This window comes from Propioniciclava sp., assembly GCF_047602245.1.
Taxonomy (GTDB): Bacteria; Actinomycetota; Actinomycetes; order Propionibacteriales; family Propionibacteriaceae; genus Propioniciclava.
The window spans coordinates 871,293-889,363 of record NZ_JASGHT010000001.1 but is presented as its reverse complement, the minus strand read 5'-3'; the positions used below and the strand labels follow the sequence as shown (position 1 = coordinate 889,363).

The following is an 18,071-nucleotide window of genomic DNA, read 5'->3' as shown; positions in this document are numbered from 1 at the left end:
CTGACGTCACCGTTACCTACGGACGCCACGAGGCCGGTTCCCACCCCGGGGACCGGCCTCGTGCTTTGCGTCCGGCTATCGCCCGGCGAGCTGTTCGTAGGTTTCCGCGAGCCGGACGGCGATGTCGTGCCAGCGGAACCGGCGGGCGTGTACCCGGGCGATTACGCCCAGGCGGGCGCGCAGCGTGTTGTCGTTGAGGATCCGGCCGAGCGTGCGTCCCCAACTCACCGGGTCGCGGTCGTGCATCAGATAGCCGGTCTCCTCATGCACGACCACCTCGCGCAGGCCGCCGGTGGACGAGGCGAGCACCGGCACCCCGGACGCCGCCCCTTCCAGCGCGACCAGGCCGAACGTCTCCGAATGCGAGGGCACCATCAGCGCGATCGAGTGCCGCATCAGCCGGGCCAGGTCGGGGCGGGACTGGGCGCCCACGAAGTGGACGTGGTCGCGCATGCCGAGGTCGTCGATCAGCCGTTCCACCTCGTCGCGGTAGTCGGCGAAGTCGTGGCTGACGTCCCCGGCGATGACCAGGTCGGGCCGCAACAGCGAGGGCAGCTGCGCCAGCGCCCGGATCGCCAGATCACCGCCCTTGAGCGGTTGTAGCCGGGCCGCCATCAGCACGTAGCCGGCCCGCGATCCGCACCAGGGGCAGACCGGCGGGGTGTCGGTGCGCTGAGCGGGCCGGAAGGTGTCCAGATCGACCCCTGGCGGAATCACGATCACCCGGTCGGGATCGGCGCCGCACCGCTCCACGACGGTGCGCGCCTCGGCGGTGCTGACCGCGATGATGGCGTCCGACTCGCGGGCGATCAGCGCCTCGCCGGCCACGCGGGCGTCCGATTCGGGCGGCTCACCGTCGGCCAGCGGACGCCCCGGGTGCGCGGCCACCGAGTGGAAGCTCTGCACGTGCGGCACCTTCCAGGCGCGGGCGATCGGCAGCGCCGCCACCCCGCTCATCCAGTGGTGCGACTGGATCAGGTTGTAGGGCTCCAGCCGGGCCAGGCCGGCGGAGAACTCCTCGATGTGGGCGTCGATGGCGCTCTTGGCGAGGTCGGTCTGCGGTCCGGCGTTGAGATGCAGCAGCCGGACGCCGCCGTCCAGTTCCATCACGTCGGGCTGATCGGGAGCCGAGCGCCGGGTGACGATGTCGACCGAATAGCCGAGCCGGGCCAGCGCCAGCGCCTGGTGCATCTCGACCACGTTCATCCCGCCGGCGTCGCCGGCCCCCGGCGCGGAGGCGGGCGAGGTGTGCATGGACACGAAGAGCAGGCGCAGCGTCACACCGCGACCCTACGGCACGCGGTAGCCTGCGGGCATGCCGATCACGGACGCCCACCTCGGCCGGGCCTACCCGGCCACCGACCCCTACCTCGTCAGCCGCGAGAAGATCGCCGAGTTCGCCGACGCCCTCGGCGACGCCAACCCGGCCTACCGCGGCGCGACGCCGATCGCCCCGCCCACGTTCGCCGCCGTGCTGGCCGCGCGCGCCTGGGACGGCCTGTTCGGCGACCCGGACCTCGACATGAAGCTGTCGCAGACCATCCACGGCGACCAGTCGTTCAGTTGGACGCGCCCGCTGCGCGCCGGCGACGAGGTCACCGCCACCCTGCGGATCGACAAGATCCGCGCCCGCGGCGCCTCGGCGTTCATCACCGTCGCGGTCGCGCTGACCACGACTGGCGGCGAGGCGATCTGCGAGGCCACGTCCACCCTGCTGCACACCTGGCCGAAGGAGGAGGCATGAGCATCACTGCCGAGGTGGGCACCGAACTGCCCCCGCTCACCCTCACGTTCACCCGCGAGCACTTGGTCCGCTACGCCGGCGCGTCCGGCGACTTCAACCCGATCCACTGGTCGGACCGTGCCGCCGCGAAACTGAACCTGCCCAGCGTGATCGCCCACGGCATGCTCACCATGGGCCGCGCTCTGCGGATCGTCACCGACTGGTGCGGCGACCCCGCGCGCGTGCTGAGCTACGGCGTCCGCTTCACCAAGCCGGTACCGGTGCCCGACGACGATGAGGGCGTGGACGTCGAGGTGACCGCCACCATCACCGCCGTCGACGGCGGCGTCGCGACCATCGCCATCAACGCCACCCTGGACGGCGGCGTCAAGGTGCTCGGCTCGGCGAAGGCCGAGGTGCGCGTTGACTGAACTGCTGTCCGAGCACACCACTCTGCGGGTCGGCGGCCCGGCCCGGCGCTGGGTCGAGGCGACCACCACCGAGGAGTTGGTCGCCGCCGTGGCCGAAGCGGACGCCGCAGCCGAGCCCGTGCTGATCCTCTCGGGCGGATCGAACGTCGTCGTCGCCGATGAGGGCTTCGACGGCGTCGTGGTGCATGTCGCCACCAAGGGCGTAAAGACCGAGGGCGCCAACTACTGCGAGATCGACGCGGACGCCGACCCGATGGATCTGGTCTCCGGTCCCGCCTCCTGCGGCGGGGTGATCGTCGAGGTGCAGGCGGGGGAGTCCTGGGACGACTTCGTCGCCTGGGCGGTCAGCCAGCAACTGGTTGGCATCGAGGCGCTGTCCGGCATCCCCGGGGCGGTCGGCTCGACGCCGATCCAGAACGTGGGCGCCTACGGCCAGGAGGTCAGCCAGACCATCTGGAGCGTCCGCACCTGGGACCGGCAGACCCGCGAGTACGCCACCTTCGCCAACTTCGACTGCCGGTTCGGCTACCGCACCAGCCGGTTCAAGGCCGAACCCGGACGCTACGTCGTGCTGACCGTCACCTTCCAGTTCCTGCAAGGAGACCTGAGCGCGCCCGTCCGCTACGCCGAACTCGCCCGCACCCTCGGCATCGAGGCCGGCGGCAAGGCCTTGATGACCGACGTCCGCGCGGCCGTCCTCGGCCTGCGCCGCGGCAAGGGCATGGTGTTGGACGCCGCCGATCACGACACCTGGAGCGCGGGCTCCTTCTTCACCAACCCGCTGCTCACCCAGGCCCAGGCCGACGCCCTCCCCGAGGGGGCGCCGCGCTTCCCGGCCGGCGACGGACGGGTCAAGTCCAGCGCGGCCTGGCTGATCGACCGGGCCGGCTTCGGCAAGGGCTACGGGACGCCGCCCGCCACCCTGTCCACCAAGCACACGCTGGCGCTCACCAATCGCGGCGGGGCTAGGGCTTCCGACATCCTCGCGCTCGCCCGCGAGGTGCGCGACGGCGTCCGGGACCGGTTCGGCGTGACGCTCGTCCCCGAACCCGTGTTCGTGGGCGTCTCGCTGGACTGAGAGCCGCCCAGTTCGACTCGGGGCGCGCGAATGCGTATGCTTTCGGTCTTGGTGGCGCTGGTCCAACGCTGCGGGTGGCCTTCGGGGCACTCGGGTAGGGTTGGTGACACCGAAGGGCAATAGCTCAACTGGCAGAGCAGCGGTCTCCAAAACCGCAGGTTGGGGGTTCGAGTCCCTCTTGCCCTGCTGGGTCCACCGGGGCCTGGAAGGCGACGATCAGCAGATGTGAGGTTGTGCAGTGGCACCCAACGACGACTCCTACGAGTCCTTGGCGTCCCCTGCCAACGACGACGACGCGCTGAACGAGAACACTGACGCCGACGGCGTCCCCGCAACCGCCCCCTCCGTGGCGGAGCAGGCACGCGGAGCACGCCCGGTACGCAAGAGCGCCGCGACCGCCGAGGTGGCGAAGAAGGGCGCGGCCACACCGCGCCGGCGCGCCACCCATGACGAAGACGACGCTCACCGCGCCGGCCCCGTCCAGTTCGTGGGCGAGTCGGTCGACGAACTGAAGAAGGTCGTCTGGCCGACCTGGCCTCAGGTGCAGCAGTACTTCTGGGCCGTCCTCGTCTTCGTGCTGATCGTGATGGGGTACGTTGGCCTGCTTGACCTCGGTTTCGGCTGGCTGATGCTGAAGCTGTTCGGCTGAGACGCAGACGGAAGGTAAATCACACGCATGGCTGACTTGGACGCGCACGACGCGACCCCCGACGACATCGAGATCGACCTCGGCGCGCCCGAGGAGTCGACCGACGACATCGAACTCAACCTCGACTTCGGCGACGACACTTCCTCCGACGTGACGGACGCCGACATCCTGCTCAACCTGGGCGGCGATGACGACGAGGACGAGCCGGAGCCCGAGGCCTCTTCGACCGACGACGACGCGGTGATCGCGGAACTGCGCGAGAAGCTGGCCGGCCAGTTCGGCGACTGGTACGTCATTCACACCTACTCCGGCATGGAGAACCGTGTGAAGCAGAACCTGGATGCCCGTATCCAGACCCTCGGCATGGAGGACTACATCTTCGAGTCCGTGGTGCCGACCATCGAGACCGTCGAGATCCGCAACGGCCAGCGCAAGAACGTGACGCGCACCTCGCACCCGGGCTACGTCCTGGTGCGCATGGAGCTGACCAACGAGTCCTGGTCCACCGTCCGGCAGACGCCGTCGGTCACCGGCTTCGTCGCGTTCGGCAACCAGCCAGTGCCGCTGTCGCTGGACGAAGTCGTCGGCATGCTCGCCCCGGCCGCGCTGGCCAAGGCCGCGCAGGCGGCGTCCGGTGCCGCGGCGCCCAAGAAGAAGAAGGTCGAGGTCGCCGACTTCGCGGTGGGCGACTCCGTCATGGTTGTGCAGGGGCCGTTCTCCGGCGTGCACGCGACCATCACCGAGATCAATGCGAACCACCAGCGCCTCAAGGCACTGGTGGAGATTCTGGGGCGGGAGACCCCCGTGGATCTCACCTTCGCGCAGGTCCAGAAGGGCTGAGCGCAACCGTTCGCATCGACCCCTCCCGGGGTCACGAGACAAACCCAGGCGCGCTGTCCCGAGCGTGCCGCGATGTAGCAAGGACCCAAACATGCCTCCCAAGAAGAAGGTGGCAGCGCTCGTCAAGGTTGCCTTGAACGCGGGCGCGGCTACCCCCGCACCTCCGGTCGGTACCGCCCTCGGTCCGCACGGCGTCAACATCATGGAGTTCTGCAAGGCGTACAACGCCGCGACGGAAGCCATGCGCGGCAACGTCATCCCCGTTGAGATCACCATCTACGAGGACCGCACGTTCACCTTCATCACGAAGACGCCGCCGGCCGCCGAGCTGATCAAGAAGGCCGCCGGCCTGAAGTCGGGCTCCGCCAAGCCGCACGTGGACAAGGTGGGCAAGATCACCCGCGACCAGGTTCGCGAGATCGCCACCACCAAGCTCCCCGACCTGAACGCCAACGACATCGACGCCGCGATGAAGATCGTGGAGGGCACCGCCCGCTCGATGGGCGTCACCGTCGACGGCTGAGCGCACACTCACTCATCAACACCGTGGTAGGGCCGGCGCGGCCCGCACACCACACCTGGTAGACCTTCCGGGGTCGTGAAAGGAACCAGACATGAAGCGCAGCAAGGCTTACCGCGCGGCAGCCGAGAAGATCGACGCCGCCCAGCTGTACAGCGCCGAGGAGGCCCTGGCACTGGCCAAGGCCAATGCCTCGGCCAAGTTCGACGAGACGATCGAGGTCGCCATGCGCCTCGGCGTCGACCCGCGCAAGGCCGACCAGATGGTCCGCGGCACGGTGAACCTTCCCAACGGTACGGGCAAGACGGCACGGGTCCTCGTCTTTGCCACCGGTGAGAAGGCCGCCGCCGCCGCGGAGGCCGGCGCCGACGAAATCGGTGCCGACGACCTGATCGAGAAGATCACCGGCGGCTACCTCGACTTCGACGCCGTCGTGGCCACGCCCGACATGATGGGCAAGGTCGGCCGGATCGGCCGCATCCTCGGCCCCCGCGGCCTGATGCCGAACCCGAAGACCGGCACCGTCACCATGGACGTCGCCAAGGCCGTCACCGACATCAAGGGCGGCAAGATCGAGTTCCGCGTGGACCGTCACGCCAACCTCCACTTCATCGTGGGCAAGGCGTCGTTCACCGAGCAGCAGCTGGCCGAGAACTACTTCGCCGCTCTCGACGAGGTTCTGCGTCTCAAGCCGTCCGCGGCCAAGGGTCGCTACCTGAAGAAGATCACCGTCGCCTCGACCATGGGTCCCGGCGTCGCCGTCGATCCGCAGCGTCTCAAGCCGGCGGACGCCGTCTCCTGACCTCTCTGCGAGGGCCCTCACCGGATTTCCGGTGGGGGCCCTTTCGCATGCCCGGACGGAGGGACTTCTCGACGCGGAGCATGCCGCGGGCGTCGATTGAGGAACGCCTCGATGGCCGCAAAGATCGCCGGTGGCGCCGGGACTCCTGCCCGTGCCCGGCGCGAAGACCAGGCTCGAGACGAGGGTATCGCCGCCTGCATCGAGGGCGCGGACACGTGCATCACCGGACCGTGGGACGCCACGCTTGAGACGATGGCGTCGCCAGCGGCATCGAGGGCTACGGGTGGTGCTGTGTCGGCATCATCCCGGGGACGGCGGCGGGGTCCGGGATGTGGGCTGCCGGCGGTCGGGTTCGGGTGGGATGCGGCGGTGCGGGCGCGCTGTGTCCTGTTGTGTTGCTCGGGCGCGGTTGGGCGGTGGGTTGCGTCAAAAAGGGATAGGCGCCCGCACCGCCGCATCCCACCCGAACCCTTGCGGTGTCATGCGCTGACTCTTCGAGGGGCCCGGCGCGAGCCGTGATGGGAGAGGAATCGGGTTGGTAGTCAGACCCGCTTCTTCTCATATCGCGGTGCGCGTCCGACCTGTGGCGTCGGAGACCCCGTCATAGGTCGAGGATGGTCTGCGGCCGGGGAACGCGGTGATGGCGGAGCCCAGGTTCCAAAACCCCAGCGGTGCTTGGGGGCGCGCGGATCTCGCGCCAGGAGGCGTCCCGGGGTGGTGTCCCGTGTTGTGGTGGGGTTTCTCGGTACCGTGCGGGTCAGTGGTTCTGATCATGCCGTCATGAGTTCTGGTTTGGCTACCTCCTTGGTGTTCTTGCTGGTGCCGGTGATGAGTTCCATGGAGTGTTCGGACAGGTAGCGGCGCTCTGAACCGTCCCAGGTTTGATGCCGCTGTCTTTCGAGTTGGAAGGATGGCGTCATGCCGAAGAAGATTGATCCCGCGCTCCGTGAGCGAGCTGTCAGGCTCGTGGTGGAGCATCGGGCTGAGTACCCGTCGACCGCGAAGGCGATCGCTGCCGTTGCCCGCCAGGAGGGCGTCGGCGCGGAGTCGTTGCGTCGGTGGGTGGTCCAAGCGGAGATCGACGCGGGTAACCGTGATGGCCAGACCAGTGAGGAACATGCCGAGATCCGTAGGTTGAAGGCGGAGAACCGTAGGTTGCGTGAGGACAACGAGATCTTGAAGGCGGCCTCGATTTTCTTCGCGTCAATGCCACAGTGATTGCTGCCCGACTGGGGTTCGCTCCTTTCTTTGCTGCCTCGGCCTGGTTCGCTGGGTCGGTGGCTTGTCCTCGATGTGCGGCCCTGGTCGGGTGTCCTGGCATCCGCGGGTGCGTGGCTTGATAGGAGCCTGCTTGCGACCACGGTTCGCGCTGCATTGAGGCGTGCCCGCCTCGCGGGCGCCAGGACACCCGATTGCATCCGAGCATCTGGAGGTTCTTCGCATGGTCATGATCGGCACCGACTCCCACAAGCGGACCCATACCGTGGTCGCACTCGACGAGGTTGGGCGACGGCTGGGCACCAAGACAGTGCGCACGAACAGCGAGGGACATCTCGCGATGGTCGAGTGGGCGAGCACGTTCGCCGACCATGATGACGATGGTGTCCGGTTCGCGCTTGAGGACTGTCGCCACCTGACGCGGCGGTTGGAGTCGGATCTGCTGGCCGCGGGCCAGTCCGTGATCCGAGTGCCGACCCGGCTGATGGCTAGCGTGCGACAGTCCAGCCGGGAGCCAGGGAAGTCTGACCCGATAGATGCCGAGGCGGTCGCACTCGCGGCGCTGCGGCACCCGGACCTGCCAGTCGCCGAACTAGACGGCCCCGCTCGGGAAGTCAAGCTGCTGTCGGATCACCGCCGTGACCTGGTTGTTCAGCGCACCCGGATCGCTGCCCAGGTCCGTTGGCACCTGCACGAGCTCGATCCCGATCTGCAGGTTCCCGGCCGAGGCCTACGCCGCCACTGCGTGGTGCGCGACCTGCTCGCCGAACTCGATCGGTTCGACAGCGTTGTGGCCCGGCTTGCGCGTAGCCTGCTCGAGCGCTGCCAGGAACTGAACACCCAGATCAACGACCTCGAGAAGGAGCTGCGCATCCTCGTCTGCCGGTTTGCTCCGTCGCTGCTCGAGATTCCCGGCTGTGGGGTATTGTCCGCAGCGGTGATTGTGGGCGAGACTGCCGGTGTGCACCGGTTCCGCGACAAGGACGCCTATGCGCGGTTCACCGGCACCGCACCGGTGCCGGTGTGGTCCGGTTCGAGCAAGGGCAAGGTCCGGCTCAACCGTGGCGGGAACCGCTCGATGAACTGTGCGCTGCACATGATCGCGGTCACCCAGGCGCGCGGCGTGGGTCCGGGCAAGGCCTACCTCGACAAGCAGCTGGCGCGTGGCAAGGACCGCGTCGCCGGCCTTCGGCTGCTGCGTCGCCGGCTGTCTGACGTCGTCTTCGCCGCACAGCGAGCCGACCTCCAGGCCGATGTCGCCGAAGCTTCCGCAGAGCCATTGCGACTGGTTGCTTGACATAGGAGCATCGGGGAACTCGACCCCCGCAACCGCTGATGATGGGGTTCATCGATCAGATGCGCGCCGAGGGCCATGCAGTCGAGTCGGTCGTTCGTGTCCTGCGTGAGCAGGGCGTGAAGATCGCTGCACGCACCTATCGGGCCTGGCGCAAGCCCCGGATCGCTGCTCGGGTCGTGACTGACGCGATGGTCCTCGACGCGGTCCGTGACGCAGCCTGGACGACCGTGGTCGACGCTGCCGGTGTCGAGCGTCGGAAGATGACCCCGGAGGGCTTGTACGGGCGGAAGAAGATGACCGCGCTCATCCGACGCACCGCGATCCCGGACGGGTCCAGTGGTGCTGTCGACCGGGCGATGCGGACGCTGGGCCTGTCGGGTATCACCCGCGCGAAGGCGATCCGGACCACGATCCAGTCCAAAGACGGGACTCGGGCCGGGGACCTCCTCAACCGGGACTTCACCGCTCCACGCCCTGATCACACCTGGGTGACCGATTTCACCTACGTCCGTTCGTGGGCGGGCTGGGTGTACGTCGCGTTCATCCTCGACGTGTACTCCCAACGCATCGTGGCCTGGCATGCCCAAACCAGCAAGCACGTCGACCTGGTGATGATCCCGCTGCGGATAGCGTTGTGGGAACGCGGCCGACAAGGCCACCCGGTCCAGCCCAAGCAGCTCCGTACGCATTCGGATGCCGGGTCGCAGTACACGTCGCTGGTGTGGACCGAGAAACTCGCCCTCGACGGGATCGCCCCATCGATCGGGTCGGTCGGCGACGCCTACGACAACGCGCTCATGGAAACGATCAACGGCCTGTACAAGACCGAGTGCGTCCGCACCACGATCTTCCACGACGGCCCGTACAAGACCATCGCAGACGTCGAGTACGCGACCGCGGGCTGGGTCGACTGGTACAACAACCGCCGGCTCCACGGTAGCCTCGGAATGGTCAGCCCCAACGAGTACGAGGCCGACTACTACAGCACTCTCACCCAAGAGCTGCTCCCCGCATAAAAGCGGCAGAGAACCCGGGACGGTTCACTCGGCGGTGACCTGCCATTCATCGTGTGCTTCCACCAGCACGGCGCCTGCCAGACGCAGGAGCGCGGCGGGGTTGGGGAAGACACCGACGACGTCGGTGCGGCGCTTGACTTCTTTGTTGAGCCGCTCGAGCGGGTTGGTCGACCAGACCTTCTTCCAGTGCGATACCGGGAACCCGGTGAACGCGAGCAGGTCGTCGTGGGCATCGTGGAGCATCTGCTCAACCTTCGGTAGTTGCTTGCCGAGCATCACCGTGATGACGTCGAACTGCTCGCGCACATGCTCGGCATCGGGCTGAGCGAAGATCGTGCGGATCGCCGCGGCGACCATCTCGGCGTTGCCCTTCGGCACCACCGCGAGCACGTTACGCATGAAGTGCACCCGGCACCGCTGCCAGGCAGCACCGAGGAACACCGACGCGATGGCCTGTTTCAGCCCGGTGTGGGCGTCACTGATCACGAGCTGGGCCCCACCCAGGCCGCGGGCCTTCAGTCCGCGTAGGAACGCGGTCCAGAACGCGCCGTCCTCGCTGTCACCGACATCGAAACCCAGAACCTCACGGCGGCCATCGGCGGTGACTCCGGTAGCGATCACGACCGCCTGCGACACCACCCGCCGATTGACCCGGGCCTTGCAGTAGGTGGCGTCCAAGAACACGTAGGGGTAGGCGATATCGCCCAGGGAACGGTCGCGGAACGCGCCGACTTCCTCGTCAAGATCGGCACAGATCCGAGAGACCTCGGACTTGCTGATTCCGGTATCGGCACCCAGCGCCTTGACCAGATCATCGACCTTCCGCGTCGAGACACCGTGGAGGTAGGCCTCCATCACGACCGCGAACAACGCCTGATCGACACGGCGCCGGCGTTCCAGCAAGGACGGGAAGAACGACCCGACCCGCAGCTTCGGGATCCGCAGTTCCAGATCCCCTGCTGTCGTGGACAGCGTCCGTGCCCGTGATCCGTTGCGCTGGGTGGTGCGCTGATCAGTGCGTTCCCAGGGGCCGGCGCCGATCACGCTGGTGAGTTCGGCGTCGATCAACGCCTGGTAGATCGTCTGAGCCGCGATCCGGACGCGGTCCTCGACCCCGCCCGCCTGCATAGCTTCCAACACCTCAAGTAGTGCAGCATTGTCCAAGGCCATCGTGCTTCGTGTCCTATCTGTGAGTTTCCGTCGCAAGTACTCACTGACCGTCGCACGATGGCCGCCTACCTCACCGGCAACACGACGAACCCAACACCAAGGGAACTACACCACTCAGCGGGACGTCACCGCCCGGACTCCCACATTCGGCAAGAGGTGTGCGGATCTTGCACCAGCAGGCGTCCCGGCCCAGGCATCTGGCTCGCCCCCGCGGCGGGAGCTGCGTCGATCCGCACCAGGACGAACCAGCCCGGCTGGGGTGACCTGTCTCAACCCCAACCCCTTGAGGTCGGGCCCTTTTGAGGTGTCAGGTGCGTCGAACAGCACACCTGTGGAGCGTCACCTCCGACGACGGAGCGTACGCTCCGCCGCGCGGCCCGAGAAGTTGGTGCCGCGCGCATGTTGCAGCACGCGCGCGAGCACAGTTTCTAGCGCGCGAGCACGGAGCCTACGCTCCGTCAGCCCGGTTGGTTGCACCGGGCCGGGAACACCGGGTCAGGTGCACGCCTCCAGGGTGCTGCTGTGTCTCGTCGGAAGCTGTGCTGTCATGTCGGGATGGCGCCTGGGCCCTCGCGCGCATGATCAAGGAGCTCCGCAGGGTGTGAGCAAGGCGTGCATCCAGGACGGGGTCGGGTGGGCGAACGACTCGATGCCGCCGGCTGCACGGTGAAGGTGTCGCGTCTGCTGGGACGCCGCCATGCCTGGTTCCGGTCCTGGAGCGTGTTTGGCCTAGTCACAAGGACGTAGTACCTCGGAGTTGCATCGGCGCTAGAGGACGTGTAATGTTTACCAGGCGCTCGGGGGCCAGGAAGCTAGAAGCTTCAAGGACTTCGAGGGCCGGGATCGAAGATCCGGGATGGGCTTGATTGCTCAGTCGGAACGGAAGTCCTGAAGGGAAGTAAATCCCCGATTTGACTCGGTGGAAATGCTCCTCTAAGATTTATCGAGTGCCTTACGGAAGGCCAGAGGAAAATAACTTCTGGGTTTCGGTTTGGTGGTGGAAGTTTGAGAACTCAACAGCGTGCTTAGGTCAATGCCAGTCGATCATGGCTAGCCGATTTTGTTTGGTTGGTTGTGGTTGTATTTTTTGCACATGAATCATGTCATATTGGTTTGTGTGTCCTCGTTGCCAACACTTGTGTTGGTTTCTTTTGAGTAGTTGAAATTTTTCAACCTTTTTATAAGGGTTGGGTTTCATACTTTTTTGTCGAGTTTTCGATGGAGAGTTTGATCCTGGCTCAGGACGAACGCTGGCGGCGTGCTTAACACATGCAAGTCGAACGGACTTCAGAGACTTCGGTTTTTGTGGTTAGTGGCGAACGGGTGAGTAACACGTGAGTAACCTGCCCCCCTCTTTGGGATAACTGCCGGAAACGGTGGCTAATACCGAATATTCACTTTATGGCGCATGCTGTGGGGTGGAAAGATTTTTTGGTGGGGGATGGGCTCGCGGCCTATCAGCTTGTTGGTGGGGTGATGGCCTACCAAGGCTTTGACGGGTAGCCGGCCTGAGAGGGCGACCGGCCACACTGGGACTGAGATACGGCCCAGACTCCTACGGGAGGCAGCAGTGGGGAATATTGCACAATGGGCGAAAGCCTGATGCAGCAACGCCGCGTGCGGGATGAAGGCCTTCGGGTTGTAAACCGCTTTCGCCAGGGGCGAATTTGGACGGTACCTGGAGAAGAAGCACCGGCTAACTACGTGCCAGCAGCCGCGGTGATACGTAGGGTGCGAGCGTTGTCCGGATTTATTGGGCGTAAAGGGCTCGTAGGTGGTTTGTTGCGTCGGAAGTGAAAACCTGCAGCTTAACTGTGGGCTTGCTTTCGATACGGGCAGACTTGAGGAAGGTAGGGGAGAACGGAATTCCTGGTGGAGCGGTGGAATGCGCAGATATCAGGAGGAACACCGGTGGCGAAGGCGGTTCTCTGGACCTTTCCTGACGCTGAGGAGCGAAAGCGTGGGGAGCAAACAGGCTTAGATACCCTGGTAGTCCACGCCGTAAACGGTGGGCACTAGGTGTGGGGGACATTCCACGTTCTCCGTGCCGTAGCTAACGCATTAAGTGCCCCGCCTGGGGAGTACGGCCGCAAGGCTAAAACTCAAAGGAATTGACGGGGGCCCGCACAAGCGGCGGAGCATGCGGATTAATTCGATGCAACGCGAAGAACCTTACCTGGGTTTGACATCTGCCGGAAGCATCCAGAGATGGGTGTGCCTTTTTGGCCGGTTGACAGGTGGTGCATGGCTGTCGTCAGCTCGTGTCGTGAGATGTTGGGTTAAGTCCCGCAACGAGCGCAACCCTCGTCCTATGTTGCCAGCACGTTATGGTGGGAACTCATGGGAGACTGCCGGGGTCAACTCGGAGGAAGGTGGGGATGACGTCAAGTCATCATGCCCCTTATGTCCAGGGCTTCACGCATGCTACAATGGCTGGTACAAAGGGTTGCGATCCCGTGAGGGTGAGCGAATCCCGTAAAGCCAGTCTCAGTTCGGATTGGGGTCTGCAACTCGACCCCATGAAGTCGGAGTCGCTAGTAATCGCAGATCAGCATTGCTGCGGTGAATACGTTCCCGGGCCTTGTACACACCGCCCGTCAAGTCATGAAAGTCGGTAACACCCGAAGCCGGTGGCCCAACCCTTGTGGAGGGAGCTGTCGAAGGTGGGATCGGTGATTAGGACTAAGTCGTAACAAGGTAGCCGTACCGGAAGGTGCGGCTGGATCACCTCCTTTCTAAGGAGCCCGTCATGTTCATCACGCTTTACTGGGCGTGGGGACTGTCCATCTAGCACAGCCGTTCGTGTTGTGGGGTGGCCGGGTTTACTTTTGTGGAAGCATTGATCGAGTCTCATGCACTCTTTAAGCATCATGTCTAGTACTACCAACCTTCCTTTTGGGGGTGTTGGTGTGGAACGGGTGGTGTAGTCGGGGTGTGTGGGGTGTGCACGTTGTTGGGTTCTGGAACTTCCACCCACACACTCTAGTGACAATCCCAGACTTTCGGGTTTGGGGTTGTTGTGTGTGAGGGTGTTGGTTCTGTTGAACGATGCTCGTCATTGCACCGGATGGTTTGTTTGGTGTGGTGGTGTGTGTTTGTTTGTTGTTTGAGAATTGTATAGTGGACGCGAGCATCTTTAAGTAGATTTTTGTTGTTGATCGTTTTGTTTGGTGACAAGCTACTAAGGGCGATCGGTGGATGCCTTGGCATCAAGAGCCGATGAAGGACGTTGTAACCTGCGATAAGCCACGGGGAGTTGGTAAACGAGCTTTGATCCGTGGATGTCCGAATAGGGAAACCTCGAAGTGACCGGAGTTATGTCCGGCGACCTCCACCTGAATATATAGGGTGGTTGGAGGGAACGTGGGGAAGTGAAACATCTCAGTACCCATAGGAAGAGAAAACAATTGTGATTCCGTGAGTAGTGGCGAGCGAAAGCGGAAGAGGCCAAACCTGGTGTGTGTGATAGCTGGCAGGCGTTGCATGCTGGGGGTTGTGGGACCAGCCTCACCATACTGCCTTGTGGTGAACGAGTGATAAAAACAATACGAAGCCGAACCGTTTGAATGGCGGACCAGAGTGCGTGATAGTCGTGTAGGTGTATGTGTTGTTCTCGTGGTTGGTATCCCAAGTAGCACGGAACCCCTGAAATTCTGTGTGAATCTGGCGGGACCACCCGTTAAGCCTAAATACTCCTTGATGACCGATAGCGGACAAGTACCGTGAGGGAAAGGTGAAAAGTACCCCGGGAGGGGAGTGAAATAGTACCTGAAACCGGTCGCCTACAATCCGTCGGAGCCTCTTTAATGGGGTGACGGCGTGCCTTTTGAAGAATGAGCCTGCGAGTTAGTGGTGTGTGGCGAGGTTAACCCGTGTGGGGGAGCCGTAGCGAAAGCGAGTCCGAATAGGGCGTTTGAGTCGCATGCTCTAGACCCGAAGCGAAGTGATCTATCCATGGCCAGGGTGAAGCGACGGTAAGACGTCGTGGAGGCCCGAACCCACTTGGGTTGAAAACCGAGGGGATGAGCTGTGGATAGGGGTGAAAGGCCAATCAAACTTCGTGATAGCTGGTTCTCCCCGAAATGCATTTAGGTGCAGCGTCGTCTGTTTCTTACCGGAGGTAGAGCACTGGATGGTCTAGGGGGCCCACAAGCTTACCGAAATCAGCCAAACTCCGAATGCCGGTAAGTGAGAGGACGGCAGTGAGACTGTGGGGGATAAGCTTCATAGTCGAGAGGGAAACAGCCCAGATCATCAGCTAAGGCCCCTAAGGGACTGCTAAGTGGAAAAGGATGTGGAGTTGCTGAGACAACCAGGAGGTTGGCTTGGAAGCAGCCACCCTTGAAAGAGTGCGTAATAGCTCACTGGTCAAGTGATTCTGCGCCGACAATGTAGCGGGGCTCAAGCAGTCCGCCGAAGCTGTGACATTCACACAAGAACCTGCGGTTTTCCGCCAGGTGTGTGGGTGGGTAGGGGAGCGTCGTGTGTCCGGTGAAGCGGCGGGGTGACCCAGCCGTGGAGGGCACACGAGTGAGAATGCAGGCATGAGTAGCGAATGACGGGTGAGAAACCCGTCCGCCGAATATCCAAGGGTTCCAGGGTCAAGCTAATCTGCCCTGGGTAAGTCGGGACCTAAGGCGAGGCCGACAGGCGTAGTCGATGGACAACCAGTTGATATTCTGGTACCGGCGAAACAACGCCCGTGCTGAGGCTGGTGATACTAAGCATGCAAGAGCATCCGTCGCATCCTTCGGGGTGTGTGGGTGTTTGAGTCTGTGACCTGAACTGGTAGTAGGCAAGCTGCGGAGGGACGCAGGAAGGTAGCCCATCCCACGCGATGGTTGTCGTGGGCTAAGAGCGTAGGCCGGCACGTTGGCAAATCCGCGTGCCATGCAGGCTGAGACTTGATGGCACTGCACCTTTGGGTGTGGTGTGGGTGATCCTATGCTGCCTAGAAAAGCTTCGTGAGCGAGTTGTGAGCCGCCCGTACCCTAAACCGACACTGGTGGATAGGTAGAGAATACCAAGGCGATCGAGAGAATCGTGGTGAAGGAACTCGGCAAAATACCCCCGTAACTTCGGGATAAGGGGGACCTGACCCGTGACAACCCTTGCGGTTGGTAGCGGTGATGGTCGCAGAGACCAGGCCCAAGCGACTGTTTACTAAAAACACAGGTCCGTGCCAAGTTGTAAGACGATGTATACGGACTGACTCCTGCCCGGTGCTGGAAGGTTAAGGGGAACCGTTAGCTGCAAGGCGAAGCGGTGAACTTAAGCCCCAGTAAACGGCGGTGGTAACTATAACCATCCTAAGGTAGCGAAATTCCTTGTCGGGTAAGTTCCGACCTGCACGAATGGAGTAACGATTTGGGCGCTGTCTCCACCACGAACTCGGCGAAATTGCATTACGAGTAAAGATGCTCGTTACGCGCAGCAGGACGGAAAGACCCCGGGACCTTTACTATAGTTTGGTATTGGTGATCGGTACGACTTGTGTAGGATAGGTGGGAGACTGTGAAGTCCGGACGCTAGTTCGGGTGGAGTCATCGTTGAAATACCACTCTGGTCGTTCTGGTTATCTAACCTAGGACCCTGATCGGGTTCAGGGACAGTGCCTGATGGGTAGTTTGACTGGGGCGGTCGCCTCCCAAAAGGTAACGGAGGCGCCCAAAGGTTCCCTCAGCCTGGTTGGCAATCAGGTGTTGAGTGTAAGTGCACAAGGGAGCTTGACTGTGAGACCGACAGGTCGAGCAGGGACGAAAGTCGGGACTAGTGATCTGACGGTGGCATGTGGAAGCGCCGTCACTCAACGGATAAAAGGTACCCCGGGGATAACAGGCTGATCTTGCCCGAGCGTCCATAGCGACGGCATGGTTTGGCACCTCGATGTCGGCTCGTCGCATCCTGGGGCTGGAGTCGGTCCCAAGGGTTGGGCTGTTCGCCCATTAAAGCGGCACGCGAGCTGGGTTTAGAACGTCGTGAGACAGTTCGGTCCCTATCCGCTGCGCGCGTTAGAGTCTTGAGAAGGGCTGTCCTTAGTACGAGAGGACCGGGACGGACTAACCTCTGGTGTGCCAGTTGTACCGCCAGGTGCACGGCTGGTTGGCTACGTTGGGAAATGATAACCGCTGAAAGCATCTAAGCGGGAAGCATGCTTCAAGATGAGGACTCTCACCACCATCGAGTGGGTAAGGCCCCCTACAGACCATGGGGTTGATAGGCCAGACGTGGAAGCACAGCAATGTGTGGAGCTGACTGGTACTAATAGGCCGAGGGCTTGTCACACCACCAACAACTGGTTGACAACCCAAACTACTTAACAGCTCTGCTCGCGTCCACTATACGATATCCCAACCAACAAACAACGTTCGGTAATTCCCCCATGCTTGCGGGTGTGGGAAGACAACTCAAGATTGTTACGGTGGTCATAGCGTCAGGGAAACGCCCGGTCCCATCCCGAACCCGGAAGCTAAGCCTGACAGCGCCGATGGTACTGCACCCGCCAGGGTGTGGGAGAGTAGGACACCGCCGAACACACCCAACAGGGTAAACAAAGGAGGGCCTCAGCAATGAGGCCCTCCTTTGTTATACCCGCACACGGTGACGAGGACGCAGTACGCTGACGTCATGCTCGCTGCCCTGGGCGCCGAGGTACTGGCCGCCGACGCCGACGGCAAACTCCAGGACGCACGCCGAGCTGCGGAGCGGTTGGTGCTGGCCTCAAATCAGCAGGGGAGTCTTCGCCAGCAGGTGGAGGCCATTGTTCTCCTAGCGAGGATCTGCCGGCACAGCCGCGACGCTGACAGCTTGCGGCGTGGGCGTGATGCGGCCGGGATCGGCGTCCGGCTGGTACGAACACCGCGATTGCGAACCGACGAAGGCCTGGTCATCGCGACCGAGCTCGAGCGTGCGGCAGGTCTGGTGGCCAGCGGACGTTTCGGTGAAGGGTGGGCGGCCGCCAGGCAGTGGTGCTTCTATCCTGAGGCGGATCTGGCCGGGTGGGTATGGACGTCGATGGGCCGGACGCCGCCGGTCCTGCTCGGGCGGCCCACCCGAGCAGATGGTGGACGATTGGGTCATGGCTGACATAGGAGGCGACCGTTCTGCGTCCGGCGAGGGCGTGCGGCGGTTCAAGAGCGCCGCGGTCGCCGATCCGGGCGACTGGATCGTCACCGCCGCCCAGGGCACGACCTGGCCTGTTCCCGCCAGTGAGTTCGAGGTCCTCTACGAGGAGGAGCGGTAGGCCATGCCTGTCTTGGTACCAGCATGGTGGTGAAACGGCGAAGAGGTGGTGGCGAAACGGCGAGCAGAGGCTGGTAAAACGGCG

At 63.5% G+C, this 18,071-nt stretch carries 12 protein-coding genes, 1 tRNA gene, 3 rRNA genes and 3 pseudogenes; 16 read left to right on the top strand and 3 right to left on the bottom strand.

Annotation, left to right across the window (positions count from 1 at the left end):
- Window positions 1-75: 75 nt before the first annotated feature.
- The gene (locus QM708_RS04395; RefSeq protein ID WP_415104764.1) at window positions 76-1,281 is read right to left on the bottom strand and encodes a glycosyltransferase; all 1,206 of its coding nucleotides are present in this window, start codon (window positions 1,279-1,281) and stop codon (window positions 76-78) included.
- Between the two features lie 34 nt (window positions 1,282-1,315).
- On the opposite strand from QM708_RS04395, the gene QM708_RS04390 reads away from it, so the two are divergent.
- From QM708_RS04390 to rplA, 8 genes are all read left to right on the top strand, one after another.
- On the top strand, window positions 1,316-1,744 hold the full coding sequence (locus tag QM708_RS04390; protein ID WP_415104762.1) for a MaoC family dehydratase N-terminal domain-containing protein: 429 nt from the start codon (window positions 1,316-1,318) through the stop codon (window positions 1,742-1,744).
- The gene (locus tag QM708_RS04385; RefSeq protein WP_415104760.1) at window positions 1,741-2,154 is read left to right on the top strand and encodes a MaoC/PaaZ C-terminal domain-containing protein; all 414 of its coding nucleotides are present in this window, start codon (window positions 1,741-1,743) and stop codon (window positions 2,152-2,154) included. The genes QM708_RS04390 and QM708_RS04385 overlap by 4 nt, the downstream gene beginning before the upstream one ends.
- Window positions 2,147-3,232 carry a UDP-N-acetylmuramate dehydrogenase gene (locus QM708_RS04380; protein WP_415104758.1) on the top strand — a complete coding sequence of 362 codons (1,086 nt, stop codon included), beginning with the start codon at window positions 2,147-2,149 and terminating at the stop codon, window positions 3,230-3,232. Before QM708_RS04385 ends, QM708_RS04380 begins: the two co-directional genes overlap by 8 nt.
- A 113-nt stretch (window positions 3,233-3,345) precedes the next feature.
- Window positions 3,346-3,418 (top strand) — tRNA-Trp (locus tag QM708_RS04375).
- A 52-nt stretch (window positions 3,419-3,470) separates the two neighbouring features.
- Window positions 3,471-3,881, top strand: a complete 411-nt coding sequence (gene secE / locus QM708_RS04370; RefSeq protein WP_415104756.1) for a preprotein translocase subunit SecE — start codon at window positions 3,471-3,473, stop codon at window positions 3,879-3,881.
- A 27-nt stretch (window positions 3,882-3,908) separates the two neighbouring features.
- Complete coding sequence (nusG, locus tag QM708_RS04365) at window positions 3,909-4,721, top strand: transcription termination/antitermination protein NusG (protein WP_415104754.1); 813 nt, start codon at window positions 3,909-3,911, stop codon at window positions 4,719-4,721.
- A gap of 91 nt (window positions 4,722-4,812) precedes the next feature.
- On the top strand, window positions 4,813-5,244 hold the full coding sequence (gene rplK, locus QM708_RS04360; RefSeq protein WP_415104752.1) for a 50S ribosomal protein L11: 432 nt from the start codon (window positions 4,813-4,815) through the stop codon (window positions 5,242-5,244).
- 91 nt (window positions 5,245-5,335) lie between these two features.
- Window positions 5,336-6,043, top strand: coding sequence for a 50S ribosomal protein L1 (gene rplA, locus QM708_RS04355; RefSeq protein ID WP_415104750.1), 708 nt, complete (start codon window positions 5,336-5,338; stop codon window positions 6,041-6,043).
- Between the two features lie 770 nt (window positions 6,044-6,813).
- On the opposite strand, the gene QM708_RS04350 is transcribed toward rplA, so the two are convergent.
- The gene (locus QM708_RS04350; RefSeq protein ID WP_415104748.1) at window positions 6,814-6,963 is read right to left on the bottom strand and encodes a hypothetical protein; all 150 of its coding nucleotides are present in this window, start codon (window positions 6,961-6,963) and stop codon (window positions 6,814-6,816) included.
- Here QM708_RS04350 and QM708_RS04345 point away from each other — a divergent pair.
- From QM708_RS04345 to QM708_RS04335, 3 genes and pseudogenes are all read left to right on the top strand, one after another.
- Window positions 6,962-7,240: pseudogene (locus QM708_RS04345) on the top strand (transposase); the annotation flags it as partial. The gene QM708_RS04350 and the pseudogene QM708_RS04345 sit on opposite strands and share 2 nt — an antisense overlap.
- A 244-nt stretch (window positions 7,241-7,484) precedes the next feature.
- Window positions 7,485-8,558: an IS110 family transposase gene (locus QM708_RS04340; protein WP_415104746.1), complete on the top strand. Its 1,074-nt coding sequence runs from the start codon at window positions 7,485-7,487 to the stop codon at window positions 8,556-8,558.
- Window positions 8,559-8,572: 14 nt separating this feature from the next.
- Window positions 8,573-9,574 (top strand): annotated as a pseudogene (locus QM708_RS04335) (IS3 family transposase); the annotation flags it as partial.
- A gap of 33 nt (window positions 9,575-9,607) precedes the next feature.
- Here QM708_RS04335 and QM708_RS04330 read toward each other — a convergent pair.
- A pseudogene (locus tag QM708_RS04330) lies at window positions 9,608-10,744 on the bottom strand (IS256 family transposase); the annotation flags it as partial.
- A 1,215-nt stretch (window positions 10,745-11,959) separates the two neighbouring features.
- Between QM708_RS04330 and QM708_RS04325 the strand changes: the two are divergent.
- The 5 genes from QM708_RS04325 to QM708_RS04305 all read left to right on the top strand — a co-directional run bounded on the left by QM708_RS04325 (window position 11,960) and on the right by QM708_RS04305 (window position 17,987).
- A 16S ribosomal RNA gene (locus tag QM708_RS04325) occupies window positions 11,960-13,479 on the top strand.
- A gap of 436 nt (window positions 13,480-13,915) precedes the next feature.
- A 23S ribosomal RNA gene (locus QM708_RS04320) occupies window positions 13,916-17,029 on the top strand.
- 132 nt (window positions 17,030-17,161) lie between these two features.
- Window positions 17,162-17,278, top strand: a 5S ribosomal RNA gene (gene rrf / locus QM708_RS04315).
- The 16S, 23S and 5S rRNA genes sit together here, the layout of an rRNA operon.
- 93 nt (window positions 17,279-17,371) lie before the next feature.
- Window positions 17,372-17,830, top strand: a complete 459-nt coding sequence (locus QM708_RS04310) for a hypothetical protein (RefSeq protein ID WP_415104744.1) — start codon at window positions 17,372-17,374, stop codon at window positions 17,828-17,830.
- Window positions 17,823-17,987, top strand: coding sequence for a hypothetical protein (locus QM708_RS04305; RefSeq protein WP_415104742.1), 165 nt, complete (start codon window positions 17,823-17,825; stop codon window positions 17,985-17,987). Before QM708_RS04310 ends, QM708_RS04305 begins: the two co-directional genes overlap by 8 nt.
- Window positions 17,988-18,071 lie beyond the last annotated feature (84 nt).